At 42.0% G+C, this 19701-nt stretch carries 20 protein-coding genes; 14 read left to right on the plus strand and 6 right to left on the minus strand.

Annotation, left to right across the window (positions count from 1 at the left end; genetic code table 11):
• Window positions 1–292 precede the first annotated feature (292 nt).
• The 8 genes from ACFSKO_RS17240 to ACFSKO_RS17275 all read left to right on the plus strand — a co-directional run bounded on the left by ACFSKO_RS17240 (window position 293) and on the right by ACFSKO_RS17275 (window position 9708).
• Window positions 293–2365, plus strand: a complete 2073-nt coding sequence (locus ACFSKO_RS17240; RefSeq protein WP_380253925.1) for a methyl-accepting chemotaxis protein — start codon at window positions 293–295, stop codon at window positions 2363–2365.
• Window positions 2366–2759: 394 nt separating this feature from the next.
• Window positions 2760–4127: a substrate-binding protein gene (locus ACFSKO_RS17245; RefSeq protein WP_380253927.1), complete on the plus strand. Its 1368-nt coding sequence runs from the start codon at window positions 2760–2762 to the stop codon at window positions 4125–4127.
• Between the two features lie 149 nt (window positions 4128–4276).
• Window positions 4277–5293 (plus strand): branched-chain amino acid ABC transporter permease, encoded by a 1017-nt coding sequence (locus ACFSKO_RS17250; protein ID WP_380253929.1) that lies wholly within the window; start codon window positions 4277–4279, stop codon window positions 5291–5293.
• Between the two features lie 4 nt (window positions 5294–5297).
• Entirely contained in the window at window positions 5298–6446 is a 1149-nt protein-coding gene (locus tag ACFSKO_RS17255; protein ID WP_380253931.1) for a branched-chain amino acid ABC transporter permease, read from the plus strand.
• A 12-nt stretch (window positions 6447–6458) separates the two neighbouring features.
• Window positions 6459–7214 (plus strand): ABC transporter ATP-binding protein, encoded by a 756-nt coding sequence (locus tag ACFSKO_RS17260; protein WP_380253933.1) that lies wholly within the window; start codon window positions 6459–6461, stop codon window positions 7212–7214.
• Complete coding sequence (locus ACFSKO_RS17265) at window positions 7211–7954, plus strand: ABC transporter ATP-binding protein (RefSeq protein ID WP_380253935.1); 744 nt, start codon at window positions 7211–7213, stop codon at window positions 7952–7954. The genes ACFSKO_RS17260 and ACFSKO_RS17265 overlap by 4 nt, the downstream gene beginning before the upstream one ends.
• 206 nt (window positions 7955–8160) lie before the next feature.
• Complete coding sequence (locus tag ACFSKO_RS17270; RefSeq protein ID WP_380253937.1) at window positions 8161–8793, plus strand: LysE family translocator; 633 nt, start codon at window positions 8161–8163, stop codon at window positions 8791–8793.
• A gap of 147 nt (window positions 8794–8940) precedes the next feature.
• Window positions 8941–9708: a retropepsin-like aspartic protease family protein gene (locus tag ACFSKO_RS17275; RefSeq protein WP_380253939.1), complete on the plus strand. Its 768-nt coding sequence runs from the start codon at window positions 8941–8943 to the stop codon at window positions 9706–9708.
• A 138-nt stretch (window positions 9709–9846) separates the two neighbouring features.
• On the opposite strand, the gene ACFSKO_RS17280 is transcribed toward ACFSKO_RS17275, so the two are convergent.
• On the minus strand, window positions 9847–10125 hold the full coding sequence (locus ACFSKO_RS17280) for an EamA family transporter (protein ID WP_380253941.1): 279 nt from the start codon (window positions 10123–10125) through the stop codon (window positions 9847–9849).
• A 14-nt stretch (window positions 10126–10139) separates the two neighbouring features.
• Between ACFSKO_RS17280 and ACFSKO_RS17285 the strand changes: the two genes are divergently transcribed.
• Together ACFSKO_RS17285 and ACFSKO_RS17290 are read left to right on the plus strand one after the other, a co-directional pair.
• Window positions 10140–10364 (plus strand): IS66 family transposase, encoded by a 225-nt coding sequence (locus ACFSKO_RS17285; RefSeq protein ID WP_380254454.1) that lies wholly within the window; start codon window positions 10140–10142, stop codon window positions 10362–10364.
• Window positions 10365–10386: 22 nt separating this feature from the next.
• Window positions 10387–10551, plus strand: coding sequence for a hypothetical protein (locus ACFSKO_RS17290; protein ID WP_380253943.1), 165 nt, complete (start codon window positions 10387–10389; stop codon window positions 10549–10551).
• Between the two features lie 43 nt (window positions 10552–10594).
• Here the strand turns inward: ACFSKO_RS17290 and ACFSKO_RS17295 are convergent, their stop codons facing one another.
• The gene (locus ACFSKO_RS17295) at window positions 10595–11152 is read right to left on the minus strand and encodes a cysteine hydrolase family protein (RefSeq protein WP_380253945.1); all 558 of its coding nucleotides are present in this window, start codon (window positions 11150–11152) and stop codon (window positions 10595–10597) included.
• Window positions 11153–11237: 85 nt separating this feature from the next.
• On the opposite strand from ACFSKO_RS17295, the gene ACFSKO_RS17300 reads away from it, so the two are divergent.
• Window positions 11238–11735 (plus strand): Lrp/AsnC family transcriptional regulator, encoded by a 498-nt coding sequence (locus tag ACFSKO_RS17300; protein ID WP_380253947.1) that lies wholly within the window; start codon window positions 11238–11240, stop codon window positions 11733–11735.
• A gap of 184 nt (window positions 11736–11919) precedes the next feature.
• On the opposite strand, the gene ACFSKO_RS17305 is transcribed toward ACFSKO_RS17300, so the two are convergent.
• The 3 genes from ACFSKO_RS17305 to ACFSKO_RS17315 form a co-directional block, all read right to left on the minus strand.
• The gene (locus tag ACFSKO_RS17305; RefSeq protein ID WP_380253949.1) at window positions 11920–12852 is read right to left on the minus strand and encodes an AEC family transporter; all 933 of its coding nucleotides are present in this window, start codon (window positions 12850–12852) and stop codon (window positions 11920–11922) included.
• 678 nt (window positions 12853–13530) lie between these two features.
• Complete coding sequence (locus ACFSKO_RS17310) at window positions 13531–14115, minus strand: LysE family translocator (RefSeq protein WP_380253951.1); 585 nt, start codon at window positions 14113–14115, stop codon at window positions 13531–13533.
• Between the two features lie 172 nt (window positions 14116–14287).
• Window positions 14288–14887, minus strand: a complete 600-nt coding sequence (locus ACFSKO_RS17315) for a short chain dehydrogenase (RefSeq protein WP_380253953.1) — start codon at window positions 14885–14887, stop codon at window positions 14288–14290.
• A gap of 110 nt (window positions 14888–14997) precedes the next feature.
• Between ACFSKO_RS17315 and ACFSKO_RS17320 the strand changes: the two genes are divergently transcribed.
• Together ACFSKO_RS17320 and ACFSKO_RS17325 are read left to right on the plus strand one after the other, a co-directional pair.
• On the plus strand, window positions 14998–15915 hold the full coding sequence (locus ACFSKO_RS17320) for a LysR family transcriptional regulator (RefSeq protein WP_380253955.1): 918 nt from the start codon (window positions 14998–15000) through the stop codon (window positions 15913–15915).
• A 51-nt stretch (window positions 15916–15966) separates the two neighbouring features.
• Entirely contained in the window at window positions 15967–16524 is a 558-nt protein-coding gene (locus ACFSKO_RS17325; RefSeq protein WP_380253957.1) for a hypothetical protein, read from the plus strand.
• A gap of 36 nt (window positions 16525–16560) precedes the next feature.
• Here ACFSKO_RS17325 and ACFSKO_RS17330 read toward each other — a convergent pair whose 3' ends face one another.
• Window positions 16561–18522: a methyl-accepting chemotaxis protein gene (locus ACFSKO_RS17330; protein ID WP_380253959.1), complete on the minus strand. Its 1962-nt coding sequence runs from the start codon at window positions 18520–18522 to the stop codon at window positions 16561–16563.
• A gap of 208 nt (window positions 18523–18730) precedes the next feature.
• On the opposite strand from ACFSKO_RS17330, the gene argC reads away from it, so the two are divergent.
• Window positions 18731–19678, plus strand: a complete 948-nt coding sequence (gene argC, locus ACFSKO_RS17335; protein ID WP_380253961.1) for an N-acetyl-gamma-glutamyl-phosphate reductase — start codon at window positions 18731–18733, stop codon at window positions 19676–19678.
• Window positions 19679–19701 lie beyond the last annotated feature (23 nt).

The following is a 19701-nucleotide window of genomic DNA, read 5'->3' on the forward strand; positions in this document are numbered from 1 at the left end:
AAGGTATCTCGTTTGATGCGATCTCATTTTATCGTACTGATATTTAAACAACAAAATATAATAAAATTTATATTTTTTTACTAATAATCAAATGACATCTAATAATACCATTAAAGCGATCAATAAAACCAAATTTGCGACCCTATCGTTTAATAAATTCAATTTTTAGTTTACGTCTTTTTAATATCAAATGGCTAAAGTTCTTTCTGATAAAGGCATGTCATAGATGGATCAACCTGTGGTCTAGAATAGATATGATGCTTACTTCGTTGTTGGAAGATGGAATTTATATATGCTGAATAAATTGTCTTTAAGTGCAAAGTTAACGCTTTGCAGCGCGTTAATTGTCGTGGTTTGTTTGGCTGTTAGCATCGTGCTTATGGCGCAGACTACCGAGAATACGGTTCGTAATTTAACGTTGGAACAAGCGCGGGCAATCGGAAAGGCCGAAGCTACTGAGGTTCAACGTCAATTGGATATCGGTATGACTGTTGCTCACTCTCTCACGCAAACTTTTGCGGGGATGAGAGCAAAAGGTGTTAACAATAGGTCAGCCTACGATGAAGTCCTTCGCCAGACACTACTCACAAATCCAGTTTTGGCAGGGGCATGGGCAGGGTATGAGAAGAATGCTTTGGATGGCAATGACACTGATTTTGTCAATGCAGATAATCCAAGTGGGCGCTATTTAACGTACTACTATAATTTTGGTAAAGGTGTCTTACCTTCGGTGATTACGGCTTATGATACTGATCAAACAACGACCGACACCGATTGGTACTATCTTCCAAAAAGAACGAAAAAACCTGCCATCGTTGATCCAATTGGATATGACATTGAAGGTAATATCGTAACACTTACCTCCTTTGTGTATCCTATTTTGGATGAGAAGGGTAATTTTCTTGGGGTTGTTGGGGTCGATATGAACCTCAATGATATGGCGGCATCTTTCAATAAGCTTACGGTCTTTGAAACAGGTACGGTTAATTTGGTTTCCAATAATGGCCAGTGGGTTGCACATACAGAACCTGAACTTTTAGGAAAACCACTAGATCAAGAGAATGAGCTGTTCAAAACCGCTATTCCTTTAATAAAAGAAGGACAGACACTTGAAGGTGTTGATGGTGATGTATATCGCTTGTTTATTCCAGTGAATGTTAGAGATTCCAAAGACCCCTGGTCTGTAGTTATCAACGTACCTATCGGGAAAATGACAGAGCAGGCTGTTATCATGCAGCAGTATACCGTTATTGGTGGTGGTATTCTTTTGGTTGTTCTGGTTTCCGCTCTATTGTTGATGTCGCGAATTATGATCCGAAACCCTCTACAAGGAAGCATGACTGTTATTCATGCTCTGATGGATGGTAACTATAAAGTTGAAGTGACAGGACAAGATCGCGGAGATGAAATTGGTGATATCAACCGTGCACTAGAGCAGTTTAAGGGGAATGCTGAGCGTGTGAACTTGATGGAAGCTGAAAAGGTAGAGTCTGAAAGAAGGGCTTCGGATGAGCGACAGGAATCCCGGATGCAGATGGCTAATGATTTCGAGACATCTGTTGGACAAATTATTTCTTCGGTATCCGGTTCAGCTGAAAATATGCGAGCGTCAGCTGAAAGTATGGCGGGAGCAGCCTCACAATCATCTGATAAGGCTGATGTTGTGACCGGGGCGGCTCAAGAAGCATCAATGAGTGTACAATCGGTCGCGGCAGCTACTGAAGAGCTATCCGCATCGATCAATGAAATCAGCTCACAAGTTCAACGTTCAGCTGATATTGCAAGTAATGCTGTTGATGAAACATCGCGTACTAATGAAAAGGTCGAGGGTCTCGCGGCAGCTGCAGATAAGATTGGCGAAGTTGTTAAACTTATTAACGACATCGCCGAGCAAACCAATTTACTTGCTCTGAACGCGACAATTGAAGCAGCGAGAGCTGGAGAAGCTGGTAAAGGGTTTGCCGTTGTGGCTTCCGAAGTTAAGTCTTTGGCCAATCAGACCGCGAAAGCGACGGAAGAGATTTCTGGTCAAATATCGTCTATTCAAACTGAAACCCGTGATGCTGTTGGTGCAATTCACAGTATTTCAGAAACAATCAACTCTATCCACGAAGTCGCAACCGCGATTGCTTCTGCAGTGGAGGAGCAAGGTGCAGCGACGGCGGAGATTACCAAGTCGGTACAACAAGCTGCAAACGGTACCGATGAAGTAACATCAAATATAACTCAGGTTAGAGAAGCTGCGAATACAACAGGTTCAGCAGCGAAGGATGTACAGGATTCCGCTTCAGGTCTTGCCCAAGAGGCAAAGCTTCTTGAGACGCAGGTTCACGAATTTCTTGGTCGTCTAAGAGCTGTTACCTAATAACCTTTTATACTTTCAGAGTTTTGGCATGAATTAAGTCCATGAGTTGATCCTTTCTCCTCATGGGCTTTTTTTTCTGAGATGGTTTCTTAAAAGGTATCTGTACTCAAGAATTCAATACTGTTCTGTTATTTTGTCAAAGCTTTGTAGAAAATTGTTATTTATTGTTATTAAAATCAATATTATAGGTTGATATTAACTAGTTATCTTTTTGATAAAATTTCTAGTTAATAAATTTACAGATTATTTCGCGTCTCTGAAACCTTTGTTGCCTGTATAAGCAAAGGGAAGGATATTTGAGGCACAAAGGCAACAATAAAAATAATACGCCTGCATGTGCTATCACGCACAAATTTAAACAGCATGAGAATCTTCTTGGGAGACGATTACCGTCATGACCGATAAACCTACGAACAAATTTAAATTATCACGTCGTAAACTACTTACTGGCGCAGCCGCGGCTAGCGCAGGCGCTGCGATGTTTAGTGGTGGATCACCATATTCTTTTGTAAAAGGCGCATATGCCGCTGATTTCCGTAATGATCCGAGTAGCAATTCTTTTATTAAACTTGGTTTCAATGTACCACAAACAGGTGCTTATGCTGATGAGGGCGCGGATGAGCTACGTGCTTTCCAACTTGCTGTAAAACACCTTAATGGTGAAGGTGACGGCGGAATGCTCAACACCATGAAACCGAGTTCCTTAAAAGGAAACGGCATTCTTGGTAAAAAAGTTGAGTTTGTAACGGGCGATACTCAAACGAAATCTGACGCTGCACGTGCATCGGCTAAACGTATGATCGAAAAAGAAGGCGTCACCATGTTCTCTGGTGGCTCTTCATCTGGCGTGGCTATTGCCTGTCAGTCACTTGCTCAGGAAATGGGCATTATCTTTATGACGGGCTTGACCCACTCTAACGATACTACTGGTAAAGATAAACGTCGTTATGGCTTCCGCCATATGTTCAATGCTTATATGTCCGGTCGTGCTTTAGGACCTGTTCTTAAAGAAGAATACGGTACTCAGCGTCGTGCTTACCATTTAACAGCTGATTATACATGGGGATGGACACAAGAAGAGTCCATGAAAGACACGACTGAAGCATTGGGTTGGGAAACAGTAAATGCTGTTCGTACGCCAGTAGGTGCTGGTGATTTCTCTTCCTTTATTACACCGGTCCTTAATTCAGGTGCAGATGTTCTTATCTTGAACCATTACGGTAAAGATATGATCAACTCGCTTACTCAAGCCGTTCAGTTTGGTTTGAGAGACAAACAGGTCAATGGTAAGAACTTTGAAATTATTGTTCCATTGTTCTCACGTTTGATGGCACAGGGTGCTGGCGACAACATCAAAGGTATTCTTGGCTCTACAAACTGGAACTGGGCACTTACTGATGAAGGTTCTCAAGCTTTTGTTAAAGCCTTTGGTCAAGAGTACGGCTTCCCGCCATCGCAGGCTGCACATACTTGTTATGTTCAGACGCTGCTTTATGCAAATGCTTGTGAAATGGCAGGAACTTTTTATCCGCCAGAAGTTATTAAAACTCTTGAAGGCTTCAAGTTTGACGGTATGGGTAACGGCCCAACTGAATACCGTGCGGAAGATCACCAGTGCTTTAAAGACGTTCTGGTTGTGCGTGGTAATCAAAATCCATCAACTCAGTTCGATCTTCTTGAAATTGTTCAAGAAGTTCCTCGTGCTCAAGTCGAGTATGATGCATCGATCTTTGGTGGTGAATTAGGTCCGTACGAAGTCTAAATCGTACTCTAGCGTTAATTGCTGGTCGCTTTAGATCGCGACCAGCAATATTTTTGAAGTGTACTCTTGCGATTTGACAAGAGATAATGATCTCATCCGCCGTGACGACACCGCCTTGAGACATCAAAAACAGCAGCGAAAATAAAACAATGGATGCATTTGTACTGCAAGTCTTAAACGGGCTGGACAAGGGCGGTTCGTACGCCCTTATTGCCCTGGGACTAACACTGATATTTGGAACCCTAGGGGTTGTGAATTTTGCTCACGGAGCTCTGTTCATGCTTGGTGCATTTTGTGCCGTGACCATGCAGAAAATTCTCACCTATTCGAAGTTGATCAAAGATGAGAGCATCACTTTTTTTGAAGCTTTCAAAGAAGAACCCTACCTAAAGATTTGGTTTGGTGAAACCGGTGAAACAATCATCGATTATTCTGTACCAATTTCAATTTTACTCGCCATTCCGGTTATGCTTCTTATTGGGTTGGCGTTAGAAAGAGGGCTAATTCGCTTCTTTTACAAACGCTCACATGCTGAACAGATACTTGTTACCTTTGGTATGGCGATTGTATTACAAGAAATCGTAAAGGCGTTCTTTGGGGCAAACCCGGTTCCAATGCCTCCTCCTGAAATTTTACAGGGTTCTGCTGATATTGGCGCACTTTTGGGATTGGGTGACGCTGTTATTTATCCTTGGTGGCGTTTGGTTTATCTCGCTTTTGCCGCCACTTTGATCGCAGCCGTTTTCTGTTTCCTACAGTTTACTACTTTTGGAATGGTTGTAAGAGCAGGCATGGCAGACAGAGACACGGTCGGTCTTATGGGGATCAATATTGAGCGGCGATTTACGATCGTCTTTGCTTTGGCGGCGGTAGTTTCCGGATTGGCTGGTGTAATGTACACGCCTATTGTTCCTCCTGATTATCAGATGGGGATGGATTTTCTTGTCCTATCATTTGTTGTGGTGGTTGTCGGAGGAATGGGATCTCTTAGCGGTGCTGTCTTAGCGGGTTTCCTTCTTGGTATTCTTCAATCATTTGCATCCATGAATGAAGTTAAAGAAATTATCCCTGGTATCGACCAGATCATTATTTTCCTTGTTGCCGTTGTTATCCTACTTGTTCGACCTCGTGGTTTGATGGGCCGAAAAGGCGTGATGGAGACTTAATGAAATGATTAAAATTACGCCTCGTAAAGATTTACTGTTAATGGCTGGCTTTGCCGTAGCAGTACTCACAATGCCAATCTGGTTATCTCCGATTGGTGCTGGTTATCCGGACTTGTTACAGCGATTTGCGATTTATGGTATTTTCGCAATTGGTTTTAATATTTTGTTTGGTTTAACTGGTTATTTATCCTTTGGTCATGCTGCGTTTCTTGGGGTTGGTTCTTACACCGCAGTTTGGTCTTTTAAACTTTTGGGCATGAGTGTGATCCCGGCAGTTCTATTTGCTGTGGTTACTTCCGGTTTGTTTGCTGTTTTGATTGGATATATTAGCCTGCGAAGGTCTGGTATTTATTTTTCAATTCTGACACTCGCATTTGCTCAAATGTCATATAACATGGCTTATTCTGTTTTAACGCCGATCACCAATGGTGAAACCGGTCTGCAACTTAGCCAACAAGATCCTCGGGTCATTGATAGTCTGTTTGGTGTTAGTGTTGCTGAAGGAAGCATTCCTGCGACAAATCTCTTTGGTATTGAGATGAGCGGTTATCCTGGGTTCTATTTTTGTGCTGTAATGCTGATCATCAGTTTTTACATCTCAATGCGTATTTTTAGATCGCCATTTGGAATGATGCTTAAAGCTGTTAAATCGAACTCAAACAGAATGAGTTATACTGGTCTCAATATGCGACCGTATACTTTGACTGCCTTTATTATCTCGGGAATGTTCGCCGGACTTGCCGGATCTCTTCTTGCGGTCACGGATCCGCTTGCAGGGGCAGAACGTATGCAATGGACAGCTTCTGGTGAAGTTGTGCTTATGACTATCCTTGGTGGCGTTGGTACTCTTATCGGTCCTGTTTTAGGTGCCGGGGTTATCAAATATTTCGAAAATATTTTTTCTACATTTAATGATAATGCTTTGCATGAAATCTTCAGTTTTCTTCCAGACTTTATGGAAGATGGTGTTGTTGCTGTAGCAGGATTATTTGTTGGGGATGGCTGGCATCTTACACTTGGAGCACTTTTTGTGATCGTTGTTGTCTTTTTACCCGGCGGTATCATGGAAGGGGTGACTCGTATTTATCAAAAAATCATAAGTAAGAAAAAGATAGATCAAGTTACCGCAACCGAAGTTCAACCTGGTGAATAGAGAGATAAGATAATGGGTATTCTTGAAGTTCGCGATGTGAACAAAAATTTTGGTGGCCTAAAAGCGTTAAACAAAGTCGAGTTAGATGTTGAAGAAGGATCTGTTCACGCGATCATCGGTCCGAATGGTGCCGGAAAATCGACATTCTTGAACTGTCTGGTTGGATTGTTAGTGCCTGATTCTGGAGAAGTTAATTTTAATGGGCAATCTCTTTTGGGGATTAAACCACATGAAATTAATCAAGCTGGTGTCTCGCGCGTATTCCAAACACCGGAAATTTTTGCAGATCTTAGTTTGATTGATAACGTGATTATCCCAACCTTTGCTGCGCGTGATGGAGCTTTCTCATTCAGCGCTTGGAAACGAGTGGATAATGATAAAGAAGTCAGAGACAAAGCAGAACATATGCTTGAAGATATTGGGCTTATTGAAAAGCGGGATGTGATTGCAGGTAGCTTGTCTCGTGGCGATAAACGTCGTTTGGAGTTAGCAATGTGCTTGGTTCAAAAGCCAAAGCTGTTGCTTTTGGATGAACCGACGGCTGGAATGTCTCGTGCCGATACCAATAATACAATTGAATTACTTAAAAGCATTGGTGGGCGCGGGATCACGAAGGTGATTATTGAACACGACATGCATGTGGTTTTTTCTCTTGCAGATAAAGTGAGTGTAATGGCTCAGGGGACTGTTATTGCTGAAGGCACACCAGAAGGTATCAAAGGAGATCCTCGTGTTCAGGAAGCTTATCTTGGGGGGGCACACCTATGAGCAGAACGAAACCAATTAAAAGTGAGGGTACATCCCCGGCATATTTCTCGGCATATGATCTTCATGCTTATTATGGCGAAAGTTATATTGTTCAAGGTGTAAGCTTTGATGTTCGTGAAGGAGAAATTTTGGCGCTCCTTGGGCGTAATGGTGCGGGTAAAACATCTACTCTTCGTGCTATTGCCAGAGCGTCTGATCCTCAACTTACACATGGTGAAATTTGGCTTGATCATAAGCCTCTTCATAAAATGAAGGATTTTGAGGCTGCACAAAATGGTGTAGCTTTGGTGCAAGAAGATCGTCGTATTATTCCTGGTCTTACTGTCGAAGAAAATCTTCAACTGGCTCAAATTGCCGAACCAGTTGGCTGGTCGATTGAACGGTTGTATGAACACTTTCCTCGGTTGGCTGAGCGTCGTAATCAAGAGGGAATTACAATGTCTGGTGGCGAGCAACAAATGCTCGCTGTTGCCAGGGCTCTCGCGCGCGATGTAAAGCTCTTATTGTTGGACGAGCCATACGAAGGGCTTGCACCGGTTATCGTTCATGAAATTGAACGAATTCTCGTGGAAATTAAAACCCATGGTATTACGACAATTATCGTGGAGCAGAATGCTATTGCAGCTCTACATCTTGCGGATCGTGCAATTATTCTCGACATGGGGCAGATTGTCTTTGATGGTACAGCGCAAGAAGTACTTGATAATGAAGAGTTACGCCAAGAGTACCTTGCGATTTAAATAGCGAGAGAAGGCTAGCTGGGAATTAAGGGGCTGCGCGAATGCGGCCCCTTTTTGTATTTCAGGACGGGTCAGATTACTCTTATACTTGCTATGTTTTTGGGTGATAGTCGTTATCAAAATTATTTGCTTTATTATGAAGCAGCGTTCGAGCTATAGGACAAAACTTACAGTCTTTAAAATCAATAATTTGAGGTCGGCGATAAATGAATGAAGTGATTGCTATTATTAGTATTCTGGGAGTTCTTCTCATAGGCGCAATGACTCCAGGACCGAGCTTTATTGTTGTTGCCCAAACCGCTCTCTCCAATTCTCGGACTCATGGGATTTCATCTGCTTTTGGGATGGGGATCGGTGCTCTGATCTTTGCAAGTTTAGCTCTTCTTGGCTTGCATGTTGTTTTTACACAAGTGGCTTGGCTCTATGCTGGATTTAAGGTTTTGGGAGGGCTTTATCTATTATATCTTGGTATCAAGATATGGTGTGGCGCTAAAAATGATCTTGTTGCTCAATCAAAAAATAATAACACCCATACAGGACAGACACTTTTTAGAGCGTTTTATTATGCTTTGATAACTCAAATCAGTAACCCAAAAGCCGCAATTATATATAGTGGTGTTTTTGCCGTTTTTTTACCTTCAGAAACATCCGTATGGTTTCCCATTCTTTTACTTCCAGCTATTTTTGCTGTTGAAACTGGGTGGTATTTAATTGTGGCTTGTGCACTCTCGATCCCAATGACCAGAGATGTCTACCTTCGGGCCAAGAACTGGATCGACCGTGTTGCGGGTGGTTTAATGGGTGCTCTAGGCGTAAAATTGATGATGTCGGACAGCTGAGATATTAATTGCTCAAATCTTTATGGTTTGTCTCAATCGAACCAAGGGTGTTCATGTTTGCTGTTAAAGAGAGCCTGATTTCACTTTATATTTTTTGTGATACTCTTACATGTACGACAGTGTGACTCTCAAAGGCTTTGATATTTGATGTCTAATGATCGGCAAAAACCTTTTGGTGATAAGGATAAAAATTCTTCCAGAACGAGAGGTCTGTCTTCTTTTGCGCTCTTGATAGGAGTTTTAGTTTTAACAGCTTTAGGCATTTTCCTACTCGCAGATCGTTTTCCTGATGTACTCTCTGATGAAGATAATCAAATTGATCTTGTTCGATCACTGGCGATACTTTTACTTATTATGTCATCTTTGGTTGGTATGAGACGGCTTAGTCTTTCAGGTTTGTCTAAAAGTCTCCGAGATATTAGTCTTTGGATCATAATTTTTATCGTATTATTGTTAGGTTACAGTTTTAAGGATGAATTTGAAGGTCTTGGGCTGCGGGTAACAAGCGCCTTGATGCCTTCTCAAGCACGAACAACGGTAAATGGTGATACCATCTTCTCCAAGGCGAATGATGGACATTTTTACATTGAAGGCTTTGCTAATAATGAACGTATCAAGTTCCTTGTTGATACAGGAGCTAGCTCAATTGTTTTAAGCCCCAGTGACGCAGAAAAACTTGGATATGATGCCCATAACCTTAACTTTACTCAAATCTTTGAAACAGCTAACGGAACGGGACGAGGGGCAAAGGCGAACCTTTATAGTCTTGTCATTGGAGAACAGGAATTCAGAGATGTCAGGGTGTCTATAAATCAAAGAGAAATGTCGACTTCATTGCTTGGGATGTCTTTTTTAAGTCAGTTTAAAAGTTTCGAATTTAATGGCGACAAACTGATCTTGAAGTATGGCAGTTAGCTGTGTTGTTAAGGGGGTAAATACCTTAAGTGCGAGTAGGGCTGATTTACATTGAGGTGTCAGGCTTAATTTTGTAACGACTTTGTTGTCAGGTCCTTGTATTCTTTGCCTGAATGCTATCTTGAGCTTGATAAAACCCTATAAAATACTTGTTCTTGTTGGAACGATTTTCCATTCGAGATTTACTGCTGCAGCGCTGAAGAGAATTAGAAAAACGCCCATTAACTGTAAATTATTTAAATCCTGTGAATAGAAAATATAATCAACAAGGATTGCGACTACAGGATATATAAATGACAAAATTGCAATGACAGGTGTTGGAAGTTTTTGAAAAGCAGAAGTACACGGCAAACCACACCGGATCAAGAAGCCGTTCGGTAGACAACGGCTTAAGGCGTTAGAAACATGGCTGTACACACAGCTAACCTAGAATATCGAGCAAGACACCTTTGGCTGGGGCAATCCGCTATGCCATCACACGTATGAAGCCCTATCTGGATCACGGTTTTCTGGAATTGGACAATAATACAGTCGAGCGATCCATGCGGGCTATTGCCCTTGCCGAAAAAACTACCTGTTCATGGGGGCTGACCGAGGTGGCAAGTCAGCCGCTATTACCTATCCCCTCATTGAAACGGCTAAACTTACAAAATTGATCCTCAAGCCTGGTTAACAGATGTGTTAGTACGGATTGCCGATCATAAGATCAGCCGTATCAACAGCTGCTACCTTGGAACTATACTGAACAGAGCTGAGTTCAGTTCAGTTCAGTATAGTTGGCAGGTGTGGGGGATCGGACGGCTACTTTCATTCGCAGGTAATGTGGTTTCAAAAACCCGATAAATGTAGTTCGTTACACATAAATAGTGACCGCCTGAATTCATATCTACCCTACTACTTCTGCGACATCCACGACCTGGCAAAATTCTCCGTGCAGGTCTGCAAGAGCCATTTCGTGGATTTGTTGGGCTTTGTATGTTTTCCCGGTGGGGCCTAAGCGATCGAAAGTGGCACAAGCGTCTCCTACCATCTTAACTGTGTAGCCCATATTTTCAGCCATTCTCACCGAGGTACCAACGCAATGGTTGGTGGTAAGTCCAGCGATGACCAACCTGTTGGTATTTAGACGACGCAAATAGCCATCAAGGTCAGTTCCAGCGAAAGCCGAATTTGCTCGTTTGAAGATCACGGGCTCACCTTTTCTAGGTGTGAGCGGTACCATGATTTTGCCGGTAGGTTTTTCTCTGCGCAGCGGGCTTTCCGGATTAAGGCTGTGGTGAATGACGTGGGCGATGGGTCGGTTGTGTTCACGCCAGAATTCCAGCAGGGATTTTAAATTTTGCTCCACATCCGGATTGTTCCTGTTCCCACCCCAATAATCCCATTCATGAAAGCCCTCCTGGCAATCAATTAGGATGAGTGCAGTGTTATTACTGTTAGTCATAATTGGGTTCCTTATGGTGGTGAAATGGAGTAAACATGTTGTTGATAATGGTCTGAAATTTTGACCTCAGTGGCAATATGATGCTTTGGCCAAAGACGATGCATTCCAGTCAGATCCACCATGTGGAAAGTTGAATTTACATATAATTATGAAAAAACTTGATGAGCGTGACCAAAAAATCCTAACTTTATTGGAGCGTGATGCCCGCCTGCCTATCAGTGAACTGGCGCGGCAGATCGCTCTGTCGCCCACGGCAGTGCGCCAGCGCATTGCGCGTATGGAAAAAGATCAAGTCATCAAACGCTATACCATTGACATGAAGCGGGGTGATGAGGAGGCAGGGATCAAGGTAATTATGATCCTTAATTTGAAAGGGGCTTATTGTAAAAAGCTGGTGGCAGAGTTGGGGCATTTGCCGGAGTTGCGAAAATTCTGGTCATTGACAGGAGAAGTTGATGTGACGCTGTTATTGAACGTGTCCAATGTAGAGCGCATCGGATGTATCACCAACCAGATCAGCGATCACGAGTTGGTGGACAAAGTTCAAACGCATGTGGTAACGGAGACGCATCTGGATCGATGATATGGTTTTTGAGCTGAGGCCTCATCAGTCAGAACGTAGGTTCTGAGCCTATATGATTGGAACACGAGCGGTAGCCATCCTCTTTGTCTTGTAGTTTTATATGACGAGAAGACAGTAGTGATAATGTAAGCTTCCGGCGTACCACACTGGAAGCTTACCTGTCGTCTGGGCTTTCTATAAAACTTCAACCTGAAAAATAACGAATTAAAAGTGGCAAAGTTCCCGCTGCACATAATGTTGTCAGCACAACCGCTGTGGAGGCTTGGAAAGGCATGACCTTATATTCTTCTGCGACCATTCCTAAAACCGCGGCGCATGGCATGGCGGCGCCTAAAGTTGCCGCCATCACCCAAGTGGGGGAAACGTTAAAGCTTGTCATCACCACGAAGACAATAAAAGGGGCGATACAAAGCTTGAAAAGCGATATGAGACCAGCCTCGTAAGGTTTCGCGCTTATTTTGCGCCCAACCAACGATGTCCCAACAATAAACATGGCACAAGGCCCTGCTGCACTACCAATAAACTTTAAGCCCTCCGTTATCGGTTCCTCCACTTTAATCCTCAAGGCAGAGAGACAAAGACCAACGACAATAGAGACGATTAAGGGGTTGAGGAGCGATCGTTTAAGGGTCTTCAGGGGCGTATGAGCATTATCCACATTTTGCATTGTCGTGAGTTGCAATAAAAAAGAAGCAAGCGGCAACAATATCACCAAATCAATTGTCAACATGAGAGCAAGTGGAATGGATGTCCACTCACCAATACTCAGCGCCAAGACAGGAATGCCAAGAAAACCAATATTTGCATAAGCACTACTGAGGCCAATCATAATGCCATGTGATGCCTTGCGCTCAAAGGCAAGAAAACCGATGGTCCCACTCAACATCAAGAGAGCGAGTAAGGATAAACTATATGCCCCAAGAAATGTGACATCTAACAGCATTTCAAACGCTGTCGTCGCAAGCTTTTCCAGCAAAACAGCAGGAAGTGACACATACATGATAAAGCGGGTGAGATATAGCTGCCCGGTTGCAGATATAATCTCTTTATGTTTAACCAGATAACCAAGCGCAACAAGACCAAAAAAGGGGGAAACCTTAATTAAGATATCAAACATATATTTTCAAAGACCCTTTTTTAGGTAAATTATATTAGGGGAGTTTCCCGTGATAAATCGAATATCCAACTTTTTTGGGCGAGTTCGACGAACACTATTATCAACTAATAGTTCGCTTACCATGTCATCTTTCTTATAGAGTTGAGAGGTATCCGTCAGACAATATACTCTAAAAGGGGGGGGCACCTCCAACGAGAGTACAATGGTATTATATCTATATGGGCTTAGAAAAAAACAACCCTTGCTTCTTTTCCGAACTGTCTTTGGTTTAACCAGAAGCTATGATAGCTCTTTTCTATTTATAAAACATAACTAACTTATAAATGAGTACACATTGGGGAGCAGGTCATAAGCGCTGTAAATGTTTAAAGTAGCACAGCTCCCAAAGCTAATTTGGCACCTTTTAGAGCCTTGATATCAATGGAAAAAGCGGCCAACTCAAGCTCTATAACAAAAGTTAGCCCTGAGAATGTTAGATCAAGCCAGCATAGTTTATGGATATTGAATGATTCCCCCAAGGATAATGGCTCCGAATACGACGAGAGAGAACGGCTGCGTATGGTATATTGCTGTACTCATTATATTGAAAAATGAATGCTCAATATAATGAGTACTCAGGAACTGTACAGTAGAAGCGGTTAAATATGTTAAGCTCTAATAATGTTGGTTGCTACAAAACTAAGTAAGTAATAGATATATTGCTACTGTTGCCAGGCCTGCGCCCATAAGCATGTTAAAAATACGAAGGCGGCTTTCTGTTTGCACAAGGATTTTAGCTTGTTGCCCAACAACAGCCCATGATCCGACACCGATAAAGCAAATAAAGAAATACAACGCACAAAATAAGAATAGACTTGAAAGGTCTCCTGTTGTCGTAAAAGCTGCGACACCAGAAATAGAAGCTATCCAAGCCTTCGGGTTAAGAATGTTAAGGAGAAATCCTTGGTAAAATCCTGGTTTGTTTTCTTCACTTAGAGCAATAGTGCCTTTGGAAAAAGCGATTTTATAGGCCATGTACAACATAAAAGTTGCGCCGATATAGCCAATAGCCAGCATGAACGTCGGAAAAAGCACGATTAATTCTGAAGCACCTAGTCCAATGCAGAAGAGAAGACTTGTAAAGCCAATCGTTGCGCCTGCGACAAAGGGGACGGTACGGTAAATACCATGGTTGAGACCCGAGGTCATCGTGATGATATTAACTGGTCCTGGCGAGATTGACATGGTTAGTGCGTAGGTGCACATAGCGATAATAATAGACATAGCTTTCTGTTCTCCTTTTAACAGGAACCTAACACGATGACTATGAAAGAATTAGATTATTTAATTAGCAATCACTGTTCTGAAAAATTACATAATTGAAGTTTTGTTTATCTAGGAGAAGACAAGGTGCCTCTTACTAAGAACAGGCATCTTGTGCTCTTCCTAATTTCAATCAATCTACTTCATAGACTTGACCTGTTTGTAAGCCTTCAACCGATTTACTGTATGCCAGTGCTGCTTCAGCAGCAGGGACTGGTTTATACCCTCTAAAATAAGGCGCGTATTTGTCCATTGCTTCTGTGATGACTGTTGGGCTAACCGAGTTGATGCGAACATTGTTAGGCATTTCTAGGGCTGTAGCTTTAACAAATCCATCGATAGCACCATTTACCATTGCAGCAGAACTACTTAAGCGTATGGGATCTCTGTTAAGGATACCGGTTGTTAGGGTAAAAGAGCCGTTGGGATTAATAAATTCGCGACCTATTAAAACAAGGTTGATTTGTCCCATAAGTTTGTTTTTGATCCCTATCTGATATTCATCCTCAGTCATTTCATTAAAATCACCAAAGTGGACAGACCCTGTTGCGGATACTAATGCATCAAAGGAACCAACAGAGGAAAACCCATCCCGAATAGAATGGTTATCTGTAATATCAATCCTAATGTCACCTGAGGTTCGAGATGCGGTTATGACTTCATGACGTTGCCTCAATTCCTTATCCACGGCTTGTCCAATAATACCGCTAGAACCCACCAATATAATTTTCACGATGTTTTGTCCCTTTATGTTAGTTACAGGTGTTTTGTTAATTGCTCTGGTAAAGATATTGTTTTTATTTAAAATGATAAGATTGTAATTTATGAACAGATTGTTTTTATATGAGTGATAATTATAACCATCTAGAAGCAATGGCGGTTTTTGCATCCGTTGTACAAGAGGCAAGCTTTACCAAGGCTGCACATAGACTTGGGTGTTCAAAAGCGCATGTTAGCCAGATGGTGTCCCGTTTGGAGCAACGTTTTTCGACACAGCTTTTATTTCGCACTACACGGAGGCTAGACCTGACAGAAGCTGGTAAAGTTTATTTAGAGTATTGTCTGGATATTTTACAAACTTCTCAAGAAGCTGAGAAGGCCCTTGAAACTTTAAAGGGTACAGTTACGGGGACCTTACGCTTATCTGCGCCCATTTCATTTGGGGAAGTGTTTCTTGGTGATATTACTTTAGGGTTTTCCAGGCTCTTTCCTGAAATTCGTTTTGAGTTGGAACTAGATAATAGAATCAAAGACCTTCAGTTCGAAAAAATAGATGTAGCTTTAAGGGCGACATCTCAATTGGACGATGACCTTGTTGCTATCAAGGTTGGTAATTGGAAAGAATATATATGTGCTTCGCCAGAGTATCTCTTGGGGAAGAAAACGATCATTCAGCCAAGTGATCTCGTTGTACACGATTGCTTGTTAAACACGCGTAACCTTGAAACTGTGATTTGGCGATTTCGCAAGGATAGGGAAAATTTTGCTATTCCCATCGAAGGAACCTTGTCAGTTCATCACTTCCCTATGATCAAGAATGCACTTTTAAAGGGCGCTGGCGTAGCAAAACTTCCTTCATATCTTGCCGAGGAAGAGATAAAGAAAGGAAGACTCACTCATTTACTTCCTGATTATCTGGTTGAACAATATCCAATTTTTATTGTTTATCCTTATCAAAAGAAGTTGCCATTAAAACTCAGAAAATTCATTGATTATACGAAAGAATGGTTCTCTGAACGTGATCAGTTTTCTGAAATGTAATATGCCGATTTAAATAAGGAAATTCTTCATTTTTAATAAATGGCTTATTATATGCGTAAAATTTTAGGAAGCAGGTCTTTAGGTAGTGGAAATTTAAAGATATGGGACAAAGGAGTTAAGTCTATGAATAAATGTCTCTTTATTATAGCTTTTGGCTGGGTTTTGTCGGGGTGTGTTACTACCCAGTTAGGGGAGCGAGAATATTATACAGATCAAGATCTTATATCTGGTGGAGCACAACAATTAAGAGGAAATGATATCGTAGGCGTTGTTTCCGGTAATACATTGTATGGCCGTTATGTGGAACAGTCCTCTAACGAGGAAAAAGAGCCTAAAAATGATCGTAAGTGGGTTGAATTCATCTCTGGTGATGGGCGGGTTGCTTATTACGATTTTAAGCAATTGATCCAGGGCAATTGGCAGCTAAAAACTGATTTAATTTGTTTTGAATATAAAATGCAAATTCCACAACCTGAAAATTGCTTCGTAGTTTATGCACTGGATGATAAACACTATTTTATTTCGATACGGCAGCAGACAATGGGCCAGGTCGTAAGTGTGATCCTTGGGCGTAAAAATGGTAATGCCGCAGGACTGGACCTAAAATAATCCAATCTTGCGGCATTGTTCAACTTTCTCTTAAAGCTATGCAGTTCTTATTTTATCCAAGAATGATTTTATGGAACTACTAAGGTTTGTTGATTGCGAGGAAAGATTATCAGCAGTGGTTAAGACATCTCCTGCTGCTTTTTCTGTCTCAAAGGCCGTATCACTGGTTTTTGAAAGGTCTTGCCGCATGGTTTGGGCAATATTAGCTGTTTCCTCAACAGATCGGGCGATTTCTGATGTTGCAGCAGCCTGTTCTTGAACTGCAGCGGCAATAGCAGAGGCGATTTCGTGTACCTTTTGGATTGTGGTGGTGATACTGCCAATTGCATTTGCTGCCTGAGCAGAAGCATCCTGAACACCCGTGATTTGAAGTGTGATTTCATCAGTTGCCTGGGATGTTTGGCTGGCGAGATGTTTAACCTCACTGGCGACGACAGCAAAGCCTTTGCCTGCTTCGCCGGCTCGAGCGGCCTCAATTGTGGCGTTAAGAGCAAGAAGATTAGTTTGCTCAGCGATATCAGTGATAAGCCCGACAACTTCACCAATTTTTGCAGTGGAACTTGAAAGCTCATCCATAATTGTACGGGTATTGTCTGCTTGCTGTACGGCTTCTTGTGTTACTGATGTTGATTGTTCAACCTGGCGACCAATTTCCTTTATAGAAGCTGAAAGCTCTTCTGAAGCGGTTGCCACAGTTTGTACATTTTCAGTAGCCCGTGAAGCTGAATTTGCTGAATTTGTGCACTGCTCTTTCACCTGTACAGCAGCATCCCGCATTATCGGAGAGCTTTCCGTCATGTTTTGGACAGCGCTGTTAACTTCATCTAAAACAATCGAAATTTCACCTTCAAACGAGCTGATGAGTTCGCGTAAATTATTCGCTTGTTCAATTTGTCTGGACTGTTCAGCCTGTTGCTGGGTTGTTAATTTCTCATTTTCAACCAAGCGATCTCTAAAGTAGGCAACTGATTGTGACATGTCGCCAATTTCATTTTGATAAGAGCCACCGGGGATTGTAACGTCCATATTGCCTTCAGATAGGTCTTTCATTACCCCTGTGAGAGCCTGAATAGGTTTTGATAATAATCCACTTATCCAAAGGCCGAAACTGACTACGATCAGTGTTGTAACAACGATAACTATTGCCATAGTGTTTTGGACAAAGGTCGTTGTTTCTTTGGCAGTAATAGCTGATTCTTTAAAAAGAACATTTACCTCTGCGTGAAGGGCATCCAGAGAAGGTTGACCTTGGGAATAAATTTCACTGAGGGCTTTTTCTTTCGGCACAAGAGCCAAGCTGACGTCTGTCAGGTTATGGAAAGCTTTTTTATACTGTTCAACGAGAGCAGATATTTCTGTTTTCGAAGCATTTGGAAAATCGGCGTTTTTCAATGCTTCATTGAATTCGAGAATGCGATCATCCAGCCTTTGTACATACTTTTCATCAAGGCGTAACAGAAAGTCTTTTTCATGTCGGCGCATCATAAGCATTAAAACGGTTAAATTATCAGCGTTAAACTCTTTGAGTTTATCTTCTGCTTTTTGTACAGCGCCGCGTAACTCGCTTCGTAAACCTGAATTTTCGTCGAGGCCAATTTTTAATCTGTCTTGAACAACTTGTGCAAATTGTGCTTCGTAATTGGTGATAAGGTTTGCCAATCCATCAATATTCTTACGTGCATCTTCTGTTGTTACGATTTCCTGCAAACTTCTTACGAGAGTTTTTTGAGTCGAAACAACCTCTGCGTGTTGCCCAACATACTTTTCGTCTAATCGAATAAGAAAGTCTTTTTCTCTACGTCGCGCATTTAGTAGTTCGAAACGGAGCTCTTCTTCTAACTCAAATAATTTTAATGTATAGTTTTGGTTGTCTTGTTCCGTTTTCTGAATAGAGTTTCCTATCAGGTAAACAGAGCCGACGGCTAGAAAACCAAGCAAAGTTATTCCGCAGATCGAAAGAATCTGAAGCCGGATAGAGAGTCGTTTCATAATAGCCATTTATTTGTCTTCCTTAGCAATGTCCCCACACGGCAGCGAGATAATAACAATCAGAGATTTCGAAAGGGTAAACGTTATAGGTATATTGAGCAGTGAATTTAATATTGAATACATTAAAGAGGCAGGATTTGTTTTGTGTATTTGGATTGTAATAAAATCTTGAGTGTTCTAAATAAATAGCAGTTGTTATTTTAAAGGGTATGTTCGGATGTCTAGTGGCAAAAAAATATTTATTGATGGCGAAGCTGGCACCACAGGTTTGCAAGTACGTCAACGCCTTGAAAATCGGACAGATCTTGAGATACTCTCTATTGCACCGGAACTTCGCAAAGATCTAAATGCACGTAAGGAACTTTTGAATTCCGCGGATCTTGTAATTCTGTGTTTACCTGATGCAGCAGCTATCGAAGCTGTTGCTTTGGTTGAAAATCCAGATGTTCGGATCATTGACGCTTCAACGGCTTATCGTGTCAATCCGGAATGGGCTTACGGTTTTCCTGAAATGACCGAGGGACAACGGCACAAGATTGCCAACTCCAAAAGAGTGAGTAACCCAGGATGTTACCCCACTGGCGCAATTGCATTGTTGCGACCTTTGCTGGAGCGGAATCTCCTGCCCGAAGATAGTCATCTTAATGTAACGGGAGTTTCAGGCTATAGCGGAGGCGGAAAAGCACTTATGGCCATTCACGAGGAGGGACAGGCTGAACCGTTTGGCACTTATGGTCTCAACCTCGATCACAAGCATGTACCAGAGATGCAAATCCACAACGGTCTGGTTCATAAACCAATTTTTGTTCCATCAGTTGGTGACTATGCACAAGGAATGCTTGTTTCGGTACCTTTGCATTATGCGCAGTTGAAAAAAGGAACAAATGGTCAAGTGATCCATCAGGCTTTATCCGATCACTTTGAGGATGCTCGCTTTATAAAGGTGAGAGAACTAAACAATTCAGATCAGTTAGAACGTAATCTATTTCTACGCCCGGATACTTTGAATGGTACAAATGAGTTGGAATTATTTGTTTATGCCAATGAGCTGACTGGTCAAGCCATTCTGATCGCTAGACTTGACAACCTTGGCAAAGGGGCATCTGGTGCTGCTGTTCAGAATCTGAACTTGATGCTTGGGCTCCCAGAAGACGCGGGACTTTAGACGCGGGACTTTAGACGCGGGAC

Origin of the sequence: Kiloniella antarctica (assembly GCF_042682825.1) — a bacterium.
GTDB classification, from domain to species: Bacteria; Pseudomonadota; Alphaproteobacteria; order Kiloniellales; family Kiloniellaceae; genus Kiloniella; species Kiloniella antarctica.

Coding starts and splice junctions, on each gene's coding strand:
- ACFSKO_RS17240 (WP_380253925.1), top strand. CDS start 293: ATGCTGAATAAATTGTCTTTAAGTGCAAAGTTAACGCTTTGCAGCGCG.
- ACFSKO_RS17245 (WP_380253927.1), top strand. CDS start 2,760: ATGACCGATAAACCTACGAACAAATTTAAATTATCACGTCGTAAACTA.
- ACFSKO_RS17250 (WP_380253929.1), top strand. CDS start 4,277: ATGGATGCATTTGTACTGCAAGTCTTAAACGGGCTGGACAAGGGCGGT.
- ACFSKO_RS17255 (WP_380253931.1), top strand. CDS start 5,298: ATGATTAAAATTACGCCTCGTAAAGATTTACTGTTAATGGCTGGCTTT.
- ACFSKO_RS17260 (WP_380253933.1), top strand. CDS start 6,459: ATGGGTATTCTTGAAGTTCGCGATGTGAACAAAAATTTTGGTGGCCTA.
- ACFSKO_RS17265 (WP_380253935.1), top strand. CDS start 7,211: ATGAGCAGAACGAAACCAATTAAAAGTGAGGGTACATCCCCGGCATAT.
- ACFSKO_RS17270 (WP_380253937.1), top strand. CDS start 8,161: ATGAATGAAGTGATTGCTATTATTAGTATTCTGGGAGTTCTTCTCATA.
- ACFSKO_RS17275 (WP_380253939.1), top strand. CDS start 8,941: ATGTCTAATGATCGGCAAAAACCTTTTGGTGATAAGGATAAAAATTCT.
- ACFSKO_RS17295 (WP_380253945.1), bottom strand. CDS start 11,152: ATGACTAACAGTAATAACACTGCACTCATCCTAATTGATTGCCAGGAG.
- ACFSKO_RS17305 (WP_380253949.1), bottom strand. CDS start 12,852: ATGTTTGATATCTTAATTAAGGTTTCCCCCTTTTTTGGTCTTGTTGCG.
- ACFSKO_RS17310 (WP_380253951.1), bottom strand. CDS start 14,115: ATGTCTATTATTATCGCTATGTGCACCTACGCACTAACCATGTCAATC.
- ACFSKO_RS17320 (WP_380253955.1), top strand. CDS start 14,998: ATGAGTGATAATTATAACCATCTAGAAGCAATGGCGGTTTTTGCATCC.
- ACFSKO_RS17325 (WP_380253957.1), top strand. CDS start 15,967: ATGCGTAAAATTTTAGGAAGCAGGTCTTTAGGTAGTGGAAATTTAAAG.
- ACFSKO_RS17330 (WP_380253959.1), bottom strand. CDS start 18,522: ATGGCTATTATGAAACGACTCTCTATCCGGCTTCAGATTCTTTCGATC.
- argC (WP_380253961.1), top strand. CDS start 18,731: ATGTCTAGTGGCAAAAAAATATTTATTGATGGCGAAGCTGGCACCACA.